We start from the raw sequence: 12,120 nt of genomic DNA, 5'->3' as shown, positions 1-12,120 counted from the left end.
GCAAAGGAAACCCCTTAGATCTTCTTCGCCAGCGCCTCGGCCAGGCCGGTGTAGCTGCCCGGGGTCATCTCCAGCAGGCGCTGCTTGGCATCGGCCGGCAGCTCCAGCCCCTGCACGAAGGTGCGCATCGACTCGGCCGTGATGCCCTGGCCGCGGGTCAGCGCCTTCAGCTGCTCGTACGGGTTGGGCAGGCCATGGCGGCGCATCACCGTCTGCACGGCTTCGGCCAGCACTTCCCAGGCCGCATCCAGATCGGCATCCAGGCGCTGCGGGTTCACTTCCAGCTTGCCCAGGCCCTTGGCCAGCGAATCCAGCGCCACCTGGCTGTGGCCGAACGCGGTGCCCAGCGCGCGCAGCACGGTGGAGTCGGTCAGGTCACGCTGCCAGCGGCTGATCGGAAGCTTGGCGCTGAAATGCTCGAAAAGCGCATTGGCGATGCCGAAGTTGCCTTCGGCATTCTCGAAATCGATCGGATTGACCTTGTGCGGCATCGTCGACGAACCGACTTCGCCTTCCTTCAGGCGCTGCTTGAAGTAGCCCAGCGAAACGTAGCCCCAGATGTCGCGGGCCAGGTCGATCAGGATGATGTTGGCGCGGCGCGCGGCATCGCCGATCTCGGCAATGTTGTCGTGCGGCTCGATCTGCGTGGTGTACGGGTTGAACACCAGGCCCAGGCTGGTCACGAAACGCTCGGCAAAGGCCGGCCAGTCCACGTCGGGGTAGCTGGCGATGTGGGCGTTGTAGTTGCCGACCGCGCCGTTGATCTTGCCAGTCAGCTCGACCGCGGCAATCTGCTTGCGCTGGCGTTCCAGGCGGGCGACCACGTTGGCCAGTTCCTTGCCCAGGGTGGTGGGCGAGGCGGTCTGGCCGTGGGTGCGCGACAGCATCGGCTGGCCGGCCTGGGCGTGCGCCAGGGTCCGCAGCGCATGGGCGATGCCGTCCAGAGTCGGCAGCAGTACCTCGCGGCGGGCCTGTTCCAGCATCAGGCCGTAGCTGAGGTTGTTGATGTCCTCGCTGGTGCAGGCGAAATGCACGAATTCGAGGGCCGGGGCCAGCTCGGCGTCGTCCTTCAGCTGCTCCTTGATGAAGTACTCCACCGCCTTGACGTCATGGTTGGTGGTGCGCTCGATTTCCTTCACGCGCGCGGCCTGGGCCGGGCTGAAGCTGCTGGCCAGTGCGCGCAGGCGACCGGCAGCGGCTTCGGAGAATGCGGCCAGCTCGACGATGCCCGGCTCGTTGGCCAGGGCCAGCAGCCACTCGACTTCGACGGTGATGCGCGCCTTGATCAGGCCAAATTCGGAGAAGATCGGGCGCAGGGCGTCGACCTTGCCGGCATAACGGCCATCGAGCGGGGACAGGGCGAGCAGGGCGGAATCGGACATGTCGGCAGGGCTGGGACGAGCGGCGGGGCCGATATTCTACGACGCGTGGCCTTCGCATGCTCGGCAGTGCCGGGGCATGCCCGGCGGATGCTGGCCGCGCTGCGCGCTCACCGGGCATGGCCCGGCGCTACCCGTGCAAACGGCCGTGCGGATGAAACGATCTGGCCCGTCCCCGTCATCCCGCGCCGCCGGCAAGGGAGTATCGTTGGCGCAGCCGCCAGCCCGGGAAGCGACACCCTGCCAGCCGCCGCTTCCCTTTCCCCAACTGAAGTAGTGCGGAGTTGATGCAATGAGCAAAGCTGCAAGCAAGGGTTTCAGAATCGAACACGACAGCATGGGCGAGCTGCAGGTGCCTGCAGATGCCCTGTGGGGCGCGCAGACCCAGCGCGCGGTGCAGAATTTCCCGGTCTCGGGCCAGCGCATGCCACGCGGTTTCATCCGTGCACTGGGGCTGGTCAAGGGTGCCGCCGCCGGCGTCAACGCCGAGCAGGGCCATCTGCCCAAGACCGTGGCCAAGGCCATCCAGTCCGCCGCCGCTGAAGTGGCCGAAGGCAGCTGGGATGCGCAGTTCCCGATCGACGTTTACCAGACCGGTTCGGGCACGTCGTCGAACATGAATGCCAATGAGGTCATCGCCACCCTGGCCAACCGTGCCGGCAAGGCGGGCAAGACCAGCGTGCACCCCAATGACCACGTCAACCAGGGGCAGAGCTCCAATGACGTGATCCCGACCGCACTGCGCGTGTCGGCAGTGCTGGCCACCCATGAGCAGCTGTTGCCGGCGCTGGTGCACCTGCGCAAGACCCTGGACAAGAAGGGGCGCAGCCTGCGCAAGGTGGTCAAGACCGGACGCACCCACCTGATGGATGCAATGCCGCTGACCTTCGAACAGGAGTTCGGTGCGTGGTCGGCACAGCTGGCTTCGGCGCAGGAGCGCATTGAGGACAGCCTGAAGCGGGTGCGTCGCCTGCCGCTGGGCGGTACGGCCATCGGCACCGGCATCAATGCCGATCCGCGCTTCGGCGCGCAGGTCGCCAAGGCACTGAAGCAGCAGACCGGGTACAAGTTCGACAGCGCCGAGAACAAGTTCGAGGGGCTGGCCGCACAGGACGACGCGGTGGAACTGTCGGGCCAGCTCAATGCGCTGGCGGTGGCATTGATCAAGATCGCCAACGATCTGCGCTGGATGAATGCCGGTCCGCTGGCAGGCCTGGGCGAGATCGAGCTGCCGGCGCTGCAGCCGGGCAGTTCGATCATGCCGGGCAAAGTCAATCCGGTCATCCCCGAAGCGACCGTGATGGCCTGCGCGCAGGTGATCGGCCACCACACCGCCATTACCGTGGCCGGCCAGACCGGCAACTTCCAGCTCAATGTCACGCTGCCGCTGATCGCGGTGAACCTGCTGGATGGCATCGGCCTGCTGGCCAATGTCTCGACCCTGCTGGCCGACAGTGCGATCGCCGGGCTGAAGGTGCGCGAGGACCGCGTGGCCGAGGCGCTGGCGCGCAATCCGATCCTGGTGACGGCGTTGAATCCGATCATCGGCTACGAGAAGGCAGCGGCCATCGCCAAGCGCGCCTACAAGGAACAGCGCCCGGTGCTGGACGTGGCGCTGGAAGACAGCGGCCTGGCCGAAGCCGAACTGCGCCGCCTGCTGGATCCGACCGCGCTGACCGCCGGTGGCATCCAGGCTGGCGGTGGTGGCGCCGGCGGTTGACCGGCCCGGCGCTACCGGGTCAATGAAAAACGCCGCCCGGGTGGGCGGCGTTTTCTTTCAGCGACGGTCGGCGACGATGTTGCCGAAGGTCTCGGTGTAATCCTTGAACTCGGGAATGGTCTGCACCAGATCCGGCGGAATCACCTGCATGCCCTCCGGCGGGACGATCTTCACCGGCTGCATGTTGGGGTCGGCGGGAGCGGCCACCAGCGTGTTCTGGCGCAGCACCTGCAGCTTGCCGAACATCGTCTGCAGCATCTGCTTCTGCTCGGGGTTGAGCGGGATCAGGATCTCGTCGATCTTCATCTGCCCGTCGGGCAGGATGATGATGTTCGGCGCCGGCTGGCGGCGCACGGTCACGATGCTTTCGCTGACCGAGATCTTGGGTTTGCCGCGCTCTGCGCGATGGTTGCGGTAGTCCTGGTCACAGCCAACCAGGCCCAGGCAGAGCAGGGCGGCCAGCAGCAGAAACAGCTTTTTCATGGCAGTTCAACGAAGTGCATCCGGGGGCTGCCATTGTAAGCCCGCTGGAGTGCACCGGCCGGCAACGCGGCTGCGCGGCCGGCCGGGTGCGCTGATGTGTCACAGGGTCAGCGGTTGACGACGGTGTCCTTGCCGCAGTCGTCGACATCACTCTGGTCCATCGTGGCGTAGGGCTTGAACGCCGGCAGCGAGGCGGCCAGCGCCTGCTGGCTGGCCAGCATTGCGGGCATGCGCTCGCACAGGCGCTTGGCCTGCGCCTCGATCTTCGCCGCTTCGGCATTGACGCGCTTCTCGATGCCCTCGCTGTCACCATTGAAAATGCCCTTCAGTGCTTCGCCGGCGGCGCTGGCGCCAAGCCTGGCACCGGCCACGCCGATGTCCATGCCGTCCATGGCGATACCGACGACATGGCCGCGGTAGTCCAGCAATTGCCGGCGCTGCGCCTCATCGATCGCCACCGCCTTGCCCCCGATCAGCAGGTGACCCTCCGGGCTGATCTCGGCGCGGGGCTGGCCGTCGGCGGACACCTTGATATTGCCTTCGGCGATTTCGCGGCGTGCCTTGTCGGTGGCGTCCTTGACGGTCCGGCCGACGGCGCTGGAGGTTTCCGCCGCCGCCTTGCCCGGCGTGTTGTCCGGGCTGGAGGAGGGGTCGCCACAGGCAATCAACGGCAGGCACAGCAGGGCGGCAGGCAGCAGGCGCAGCAGGTTCATGGCAGTTCCCTCGGACGGGTTGGATGGTGGAGTTACTTGCCGCGCGGCAGCGTGGTGGTGCCGCCGACGTTGCGATGCTGGACCTCGCCACTGCCGCTGTGCTCAACGGTCAGGTTGCCGCGCACACCGTCGACCCTGATGTCACCCGAGCCATGGCTGCGCACGCGGACATTGCCGCCGACCTCGTCGAGATCGACATCGCCGGAGCCGACCACGCCGATCTCGACGTTGCCCTGCACCTTGCGGAAGCCGATGTCACCGGAGCCGACGGTATCCAGGCGTGCGTTGCCACGCACGTCGGTCACCTTCAGGTCACCGGAGCCGACGGTGCCGACGCTGGCATCGCCGGCGATGTTGCGGGCCTCGACGTCGCCCGAGCCGAGCGAGAGCAGGTTCAACGATGCGGCGCCATCAACCTCGAGGTCGCCCGAGCCGACGGCGGCATGCACGCTGCCCCGGGTGCCGCGGGCAATACCGTCGCCGGAACCCACGTCCATGCTCAGCGACTGCGCGTTTTCCACGCTGCCGTCGCCGGAGCCGATCTTGAACTGCAGCGGCAGGTTGTCCGGCACGCTGCCGCGGATGTCCAGCCAGGCATAGCTGCTACCCAGTGACAACGCCTCGCGGCTGTCGCGGCGCAGGCTCACCACCTGCTTGTCGCCAACACGGCGCTGGTCCAGCACCAGCTGTTCCAGCCACTCCTTGTTGGAGGCGCAGGCCCGCCCTTCGAGCTGGCCGCCGCCCGCGCCGGCAACCACCTTCAGATCGTGCTGGTTGATCTCGAACACCACCGCCCTGGCGCCGGCGGTGTCGATCTTCAGCGTACGCGGCGCAGAGAACTTGCAGTTCGGGGCATCGGCGGCCAGCGCCGACAGTGGCAGCAGCAACAACGCACTACAGGCAATCAGGGAACGCATGGGTGGTGCCTCCAGGTTGAAGATCAGATTTCGCCAGCGCGCCTGCGCAGGCGGATGGCGAGGAAGATGAAGATCACGCCGACGGCCGCACCGATCCACAGTCCCGGCATCGCCAGCGACTTCAGCTGCGCGCTGGGTGCCATCAGGGCGACGATCGAATCCAGATCCTGTCGCGATTCGGTACTGCCGCCGACGCGGTACAGCAGGTCCATGCCGGGCATCGCGCCCAGCAGCAGGCGGCCGACGATGTGTTGCCAGAACCAGCCGGTGGTGAGGTCGAACAGGTGCATCAGCTTGGTGGTGCTGACGATGATGCCGGCAAACAGCGGCAGCATCACCGCCCACAGGAACGGCTTGCTGCGGGCCCAGGCCGAGCACAGCAGCAGCCAGCCGGCGGTCGGCAGCGCCCACAGCGCGTACACCGGGATGGACACCAGCATGCCCAGGATCAGGCTGCCCGGATTGGCCGGGCCAACGACCAGCTGCATCGCGTCGCCACCGTGGGATACCACCACCAGGCAGAGCACCAGCAGGAAGGCGACCAGGGTCAGGCTGGAGGCGATGATGGCGATGAACGGTGCGATGATCAGCGCGCTGATCACCTTGGACAGCACGGTCTGGGTGTCCGACAGCGGCAGCGATTTCCAGAACAGGATGCTGCGGTCGCGGCGGTCGTCGTACAGGGCGCCCAGGCAGTAGAAGAACACCACGAAGGCCAGCACGATCAGCGGCCAGGACGAGGTCAGCACCAGTGCCAGGTCCAGGCCGTTGCCCAGGTCGGCAATATCCTTGGCGCTGATGTCGCGGGTCAGCACTGCCAGGTCCAGGCCATTGATGTTGATGTCTTCGCCATCGACATGCAGGCCGCCATCGCGGGCGGCGCGGTGCAGTGCGAACAGGCCCAGGCCGATGCCGATGCCGCTCATCACGAGCGATACAAGGCCGGCAATCAACGGGGCATACAGGAAGCCACCACGGTTTTCCCAGTACTCGCGCTTGAGCAGCCAGCGCAGGGTGCCTGCCGGGCTGACGGGATGGTTGACGGCATTCATGCGTAGGTCCCCTTCATGACAGCGACGAACAGATCGGCAAGGCCGGCGTTGCGGGTTTCACCCAGGCTGGCCAGCTGGCTGCGGGGTACGCCGTCGAACAGCAGGACGGTCTTGCCGAAGGCCTGGCTGCGCTCGTCGATGGGCTTCAGTGCGCGGGCGGTTTCAAGCTGGTCGGTGCCTACCAGCAGTTCGGTGTAGCGTTCGCCCACCTCGTCCATCTCTGCGTTGAGCACGATGCGACCATCGCGGATGAACATCACGTCGGTGAGGATGTGCTCGATCTCCTCGACCTGGTGGGTGGTGACGATGATCGTCTTCTGTTCGTCGAAGTAGTCTTCCAGCAGGCGCTGGTAGAACTCCTTGCGGTACAGGATGTCCAGGCCGAGCGTGGGTTCGTCCAGCACCAGCACGCGGGCGTCGATGGCCATCACCAGTGCCAGGTGCAACTGCACGATCATGCCCTTGGACATTTCACGCACGCGCTGCCTGGGCTGCAGCTTGGTGTTGGCCAGGAAACGCTCGCAGCGGGCGCGGTCGAAGCGCGGATGCACGCCGGCCACGAAGTCGATCGCCTCGCGGACCTTCAGCCAGCGCGGCAGCACGGCGACATCGGCGATGAAACAGATGTCGTTCATCAGGTCGTCGCGGTGTGCACGCGGATCACGGCCCAGCACGTTCAACTCGCCCTCTACCGAGGTCAGGCCCAGCACGGCCTTCAGTGCAGTGGTCTTGCCGGCACCGTTGGGGCCGATCAGGCCGATGATGCGGCCAGCGGGGATGGAGAAACTGGCGTTGTCGAGCGCGACGGTGTTCTTGTAGGCCTTGCGAAGGCTACGGGCGGTAATGACAGCGTCGCTGGGAACAGCGGTAGTGGGACTGGCGTTCATCAGAATTTCCCCTGGGGCAGCAATTCGTCGAGACTCAGGCCCAGTCGCTGGATGCGCTCCAGGACGGCCGGCCATTCTTCATTGAGAAAGCGCTCACGCTCGCTGCTGCGCAGCTGCGTGGCCGCCTGCTCGGTCATGAACATACCCAGCCCGCGGCGCTTCTCGACCAGGCCTTCATCGGCCAGCTCCTGATAGGCGCGCGAAACGGTGATGGGGTTGAGCTGGTAATCGGCGGCCACCTGGCGCACCGAAGGCAGGGCATCGCCCGGCTTGAGGATTCCGTCAAGCATCATGGCGATCACGCGTTCCTTCAGCTGGCGGTAGATGGGAGCGCCGTCGCTCCACTGGATGTCGCTCATGTTCAGCTCCGTGGGGTCAGCGGCTGTGCGAACGAGAAATACGGCATGGACAATGAGCTGTGCAGCCGACGCGGGGGGGAGGGTTCGGCGGTTCCTGCCGAGGGTACTGCTGCGTCCTGCAGGCGGTCTTGCGAGGGGGAGGAAGCGGCCGGGGGTGCCGGCATCGCCAGCCAGACCAGGACAAACAGGGTTGATACGGCGGTGACCGCGGGAGCGGTATGGCTGCGACGCATCCGGGTGTTCATGGTTTCCCCCTGTCTCAGGTGACTGGTGTTGTATGCAACTATAACACCGGCACGCCTACGTGCAAGTCCTGGCACCACCCAACTGATGGCAGGGGTGGTCATCTGCCGGAAATATCGGTTCAAGTCATTGATATTTATTGAAATGTGCAAGGCGTGGCGGTGTGCCGCAGGCCGTCTTCCATTCAGTAATGTCCATGCTATGTCATCAGGCGCGGGCAGAAAGGTGCCCGTGTCGTCTCCCGCCAAGGCCCGCAAAGCCGGCAAGTGCCTGCGGTGCCAGGGGCCGGCCGACCCCGGTGCTATAGTTCGGCCGATTCCCGGCCGGTCACGGCCGGACCCCTGAACCGGTTACCGCGGAACGTCTCCCATGCCCTTGTCGACTGCCCCCTCGCGCCGCCTTCGCGGCCTGTCCCTGTTGACCGTGCTGGCTGCCGGACTGGCCTGCTCGGCCGGTGCGCTGGCGGCCGATCTGCTGGATCTGTCCTATCGGCCGTTGGCGGGCAAGCAGCAGGTCAACCTGCAGCAGCGCTATCACGGGCAGGTGCTGCTGGTGGTCAATACCGCCAGCAAGTGCGGCTATACCCCGCAGTACGAAGGGCTGGAGGCATTGCAGAAGCAGTACGCCGGCAAGGGATTTGCGGTGCTCGGCTTCCCGTCCAATGATTTCAAGGGCCAGGAACCGGGTGATGAGAAGCAGATCCAGGATTTCTGCACGCTGACCTACGGCGTGAAGTTCCCGATGTTTGAAAAGGTGCATGTCACCGGTGCCCAGGCCACGCCGCTGTACCAGCGCTTGACCGCCGCGACCGGCGTGGCGCCGGCGTGGAATTTCCACAAGTATCTGGTTGGCCGCGATGGCACGGTCATTGCCGAGTTCGCCAGCAAGGTCACGCCCGATGATCCGCAGTTGAAGGCGGCCATCGACAAGGCACTCGCGGCGCCGGCTGCGCGGTAAACACCGGCACGGATGCCTCGACATCGACGGCATGCGTGCGACAATGCTTCTTTTCGCGCCGACGTCGGCGCCCAGTCACTTCCAGGAATGCAGCGAATGAAGATGGGAATGCGCGGCGCCGCGGCGTCGGTTCTGATTCTGGCGATGGGCACCTCGGGTGTCGCACTGTCGCAACAACCGGCCGCACCTTCGGCGGCCAAGGAAACCGCAACCTTGAATTCTCCCAAGCAGAAGCTCGGCTACGCCATCGGTCTGGATGTTGCCAAGTCGTTCGCACCGATCGCTGATGAAATCGATGTGGCCGCCCTGCGCACCGCCGTGGAGCGCTCGTTTGAAGGCCTGCAGCCGCAGATCACCCAGGAACAGGCCAAGGCTACCGATGCCGCCCTGCGCCAGGTCGTGATGGCCCGCAGTGGCCAGCAGGTGCCGGGCGTTGCGCCGGGTTCGCAGCCGGCCAAGGTCGACCGCGTCAAGGTCGCGCAGATGATCGGTTCCTACTCGGTAGGCCCGTCGCTGGCGCAGCTGAAGGACGATATCGACACCGCCGCGCTGTTTGACGCGATCGGCACCGCGCTGGCCAAGGGTCAGCCGAAGATGACCGAAGCTGACGCGACCGCCACCATCCAGGCCTTCATGGGCACCAAGCAGGCCGAGATGCAGGCCAAGGCCGCCCAGGCCGCGCAGACCAACCGTCAGGAAGGCAATGCGTTCCTGGCCAAGAACAAGACCCAGCCGGGCGTGGTGACCACCCCGTCGGGCCTGCAGTACCAGGTGATCCGCCCGGGTAGCGGCGAGCGTCCGCTGCCGTCCAGCAAGGTGCGCGTGAACTACGAAGGCAAGCTGCTCAACGGCACTGTGTTCGACAGCTCCGCGGGTCGTGGCCCGGCCGAATTCGGCCTGGACCAGGTCATCAAGGGCTGGACCGAGGGCGTGGCCCTGATGCCGGTCGGTTCCAAGTACCGCTTCTGGATTCCGGGCGAGCTGGCCTACGGCGAGAACGGTACCCCGGGTGGTCCGATCGGCCCGAACGCAGCACTGACCTTCGACGTCGAGTTGCTGGGCGTCCTGCCGTAAGCCACCACGGAGTCAGCACGGATATGCGCGTTGCGATTTTTGGTACCGGCTATGTAGGACTGGTGACCGGCACCTGCCTGGCGGATGTCGGCCACCAGGTGGTCTGCGTCGATATCGACCAGGCCAAGGTGGATGGGCTCAACCGGGGCATCATTCCGATCTACGAGCCCGGCCTGGAGCCGATGGTGAAGGCCAACCATGCTGCGTCGCGGCTGGCGTTCACCACCGACGCGGCAACCGCCATCGGCCACGGCCAGGTGGTGTTCATCGCCGTGGGTACGCCGCCGGACGAAGATGGCAGCGCCGATCTGCAGTACGTGCTGGCCGTGGCCCGCACCATCGGTCGGCATATTTCAGTGCCGACCGTGGTGGTCAACAAGTCGACGGTGCCGGTCGGTACCGCCGACAAGGTGCGTGCGGCCATTGCCGAAGAGCTGGCAGCGCGCGGTGCGGACATCACGTTCGACGTCGTGTCCAATCCCGAATTCCTGAAGGAAGGCGACGCGGTTGCCGATTGCATGCGGCCTGACCGCATCATCATCGGCGCGACCAGTGCCGAGTCTGTTGCGGTCATGCGCCGGCTGTACGCGCCGTTCAATCGCAACCACGATCGCGTGGTCGAGATGGATGTGCGTTCGGCTGAGCTGACCAAGTACGCCGCCAATGCGATGCTGGCAACCAAGATTTCGTTCATGAACGAGATCGCCAACATCGCCGAGCGCGTGGGTGCCGACGTCGAGCAGGTCCGCCAGGGCATCGGTTCGGACCCGCGCATCGGCTGGCACTTCATCTACCCCGGTGCCGGCTATGGCGGTTCGTGCTTCCCCAAGGACGTGCAGGCGCTGGCCCGTACCGCGCAGCAGGCCGGCCTGGAGCCGAAGCTGCTGAACGCGGTGGAGGCGGTCAATGAATCGCAGAAGGGCCATCTGTTCGCGCTGATCCAGCGCCACTATGACAAGGGCGAGGACGAAGGCGTGCGCGGCAGGACGTTTGCCGTGTGGGGACTGGCCTTCAAGCCCAATACCGACGACATGCGCGAAGCCTCCAGCCGCCGCCTGCTGGCCCAGTTGTGGGAGGGTGGGGCGACGGTGCGTGCCTATGATCCGGAAGCGATGCATGAATCGCAGCGCATTTTTGGCGAGCGCGATGACCTGGTGTTCTGTGACAGCGCCGACGATGCCCTGCAGGGTGCCGATGCGCTGGTGGTGGTGACCGAGTGGAAACAGTTCCGCAGCCCCGATTTCCAGATGCTGCGCGAGCGGCTGAAGGACGCTGTGGTGTTTGATGGCCGCAATCTGTATGAGCCGGCCGAGGTCGAGGCCGCTGGCCTTGCGTATTACGGCATTGGCCGGGGGCGTTCGCTGCATGTCTGAGGTACCAACCGAACGCGAACAGGCGCTGGAAGCGCGCCTGGTCGAGCTGGAGATGCGGGTGTCCTTCCAGGAACACGCACTGGCCGAACTGAGCGATGCACTGGCAGACGCACGCATGGAAGGCAGCCGCAATGCCGGCATCCTGCGTGTGCTGCTGGAGGACCTGGGCAAGGTCCGCAATGCATTGAATTCTTCTGACCCGGCGAGCGAACCGCCGCCGCCGCACTACTGATCCATATCCTATGAGCGATACCCTCCGCGACCAGCTGATGGGCCTGGGCTTCAAGCCTGCGCCCAAGCCCGAGCGCAAGAACGATGCCCCCCGCCGTGATGGCCGCCCGCAGGGCAAGGGTGGTGCTGGCAATGGAAAGCCGCAGCAGGCCGGCAAGGGCGAACACAAGCCCGGCGAGCGCCGTTCGCATGGCCATGGTGGCCCGGGCAAGCCCGGGCAGGCGCGTGGCCAGGGCCACGGGCAGGGTCCGCGCAAGCCGCGTACCGCCGAGGAAATGGATCTGGCCAAGGCCTACGCGATCCGTGCGCAGCGGGAGAAGGAAGAGCGCATCGAGACCGAGCGCCTGAAGCAGGAAGAAGCACGCCAGCGCCGCGAGGCCAAGGTGAAGCTGGAAGAACTGCTGAAGGACAAGAGCCTGAATGCCGAGGCGGCCGATATCGCGCGCCACTTCCCCTATGGCGGCAAGATCAAGCGCATCTATGTCACCGCAGAGCAGCTCAAGGCGCTCAATGCCGGCGAACTGGGCGTGGTCCAGCTCAATGGCCGTTACCTGCTGGTGACCGCCGACGTGCTGGCGCAGTCCGAAGCGGTGTTTGCCGCTTCGGTGGCGCTGAAGGTCGACCCCAACGCACCGGCCGAGGAAGATCCGTACGCCGATCCGCAGTACCAGGTGCCCGACGACCTGGTCTGGTAAGCAAACGCCTTTCATGTTGAACGCAAAGGGCGCCGTC

The 12,120-nt window shown here is 65.7% G+C and carries 13 protein-coding genes; 6 read left to right on the top strand and 7 right to left on the bottom strand.

Annotated features, from left to right (window positions below; genetic code table 11):
- Positions 1–14: 14 nt before the first annotated feature.
- Positions 15–1,382 carry an adenylosuccinate lyase gene (gene purB, locus ACVOLJ_RS02145; protein WP_481563336.1) on the bottom strand — a complete coding sequence of 456 codons (1,368 nt, stop codon included), beginning with the start codon at positions 1,380–1,382 and terminating at the stop codon, positions 15–17.
- A gap of 289 nt (positions 1,383–1,671) precedes the next feature.
- Here purB and ACVOLJ_RS02140 point away from each other — a divergent pair, with 289 nt between their 5' ends.
- The gene (locus tag ACVOLJ_RS02140; RefSeq protein WP_481563335.1) at positions 1,672–3,099 is read left to right on the top strand and encodes a class II fumarate hydratase; all 1,428 of its coding nucleotides are present in this window, start codon (positions 1,672–1,674) and stop codon (positions 3,097–3,099) included.
- A gap of 57 nt (positions 3,100–3,156) precedes the next feature.
- Here ACVOLJ_RS02140 and ACVOLJ_RS02135 read toward each other — a convergent pair whose 3' ends face one another.
- The 6 genes from ACVOLJ_RS02135 to ACVOLJ_RS02110 all read right to left on the bottom strand — a co-directional run bounded on the left by ACVOLJ_RS02135 (position 3,157) and on the right by ACVOLJ_RS02110 (position 7,510).
- Positions 3,157–3,582, bottom strand: coding sequence for a hypothetical protein (locus ACVOLJ_RS02135; RefSeq protein WP_475280631.1), 426 nt, complete (start codon positions 3,580–3,582; stop codon positions 3,157–3,159).
- Between the two features lie 107 nt (positions 3,583–3,689).
- Positions 3,690–4,295 carry a YggN family protein gene (locus ACVOLJ_RS02130; RefSeq protein WP_481563334.1) on the bottom strand — a complete coding sequence of 202 codons (606 nt, stop codon included), beginning with the start codon at positions 4,293–4,295 and terminating at the stop codon, positions 3,690–3,692.
- A 32-nt stretch (positions 4,296–4,327) separates the two neighbouring features.
- Positions 4,328–5,212, bottom strand: a complete 885-nt coding sequence (locus tag ACVOLJ_RS02125) for a GIN domain-containing protein (RefSeq protein ID WP_481563333.1) — start codon at positions 5,210–5,212, stop codon at positions 4,328–4,330.
- A gap of 23 nt (positions 5,213–5,235) precedes the next feature.
- Entirely contained in the window at positions 5,236–6,264 is a 1,029-nt protein-coding gene (locus ACVOLJ_RS02120) for a hypothetical protein (RefSeq protein ID WP_481563332.1), read from the bottom strand.
- The gene (locus ACVOLJ_RS02115; RefSeq protein ID WP_475280627.1) at positions 6,261–7,151 is read right to left on the bottom strand and encodes an ABC transporter ATP-binding protein; all 891 of its coding nucleotides are present in this window, start codon (positions 7,149–7,151) and stop codon (positions 6,261–6,263) included. The genes ACVOLJ_RS02120 and ACVOLJ_RS02115 overlap by 4 nt, the downstream gene beginning before the upstream one ends.
- Complete coding sequence (locus ACVOLJ_RS02110; protein ID WP_012511573.1) at positions 7,151–7,510, bottom strand: GntR family transcriptional regulator; 360 nt, start codon at positions 7,508–7,510, stop codon at positions 7,151–7,153. The genes ACVOLJ_RS02115 and ACVOLJ_RS02110 overlap by 1 nt, the downstream gene beginning before the upstream one ends.
- A 612-nt stretch (positions 7,511–8,122) precedes the next feature.
- Here ACVOLJ_RS02110 and ACVOLJ_RS02105 point away from each other — a divergent pair.
- From ACVOLJ_RS02105 to ACVOLJ_RS02085, 5 genes are all read left to right on the top strand, one after another.
- Positions 8,123–8,710 (top strand): glutathione peroxidase, encoded by a 588-nt coding sequence (locus tag ACVOLJ_RS02105; RefSeq protein ID WP_481563331.1) that lies wholly within the window; start codon positions 8,123–8,125, stop codon positions 8,708–8,710.
- A gap of 96 nt (positions 8,711–8,806) precedes the next feature.
- Positions 8,807–9,784 (top strand): FKBP-type peptidyl-prolyl cis-trans isomerase N-terminal domain-containing protein, encoded by a 978-nt coding sequence (locus ACVOLJ_RS02100; protein WP_475280625.1) that lies wholly within the window; start codon positions 8,807–8,809, stop codon positions 9,782–9,784.
- Between the two features lie 23 nt (positions 9,785–9,807).
- A complete protein-coding gene (locus ACVOLJ_RS02095) occupies positions 9,808–11,157 on the top strand; it encodes a UDP-glucose dehydrogenase family protein (protein ID WP_475280624.1) in 1,350 nt (449 codons plus the stop codon).
- Positions 11,150–11,389: a SlyX family protein gene (locus ACVOLJ_RS02090; protein ID WP_025876828.1), complete on the top strand. Its 240-nt coding sequence runs from the start codon at positions 11,150–11,152 to the stop codon at positions 11,387–11,389. The genes ACVOLJ_RS02095 and ACVOLJ_RS02090 overlap by 8 nt, the downstream gene beginning before the upstream one ends.
- A gap of 10 nt (positions 11,390–11,399) precedes the next feature.
- Positions 11,400–12,083 carry a DUF2058 domain-containing protein gene (locus ACVOLJ_RS02085; RefSeq protein WP_475280623.1) on the top strand — a complete coding sequence of 228 codons (684 nt, stop codon included), beginning with the start codon at positions 11,400–11,402 and terminating at the stop codon, positions 12,081–12,083.
- Positions 12,084–12,120: the final 37 nt, after the last annotated feature.

The sequence above is a fragment of the Stenotrophomonas sp. STEN046 genome (assembly GCF_056759755.1).
The sequence above is the reverse complement of the archived record's forward strand: the minus strand, read 5'-3'. Positions and strand labels throughout refer to the sequence as shown.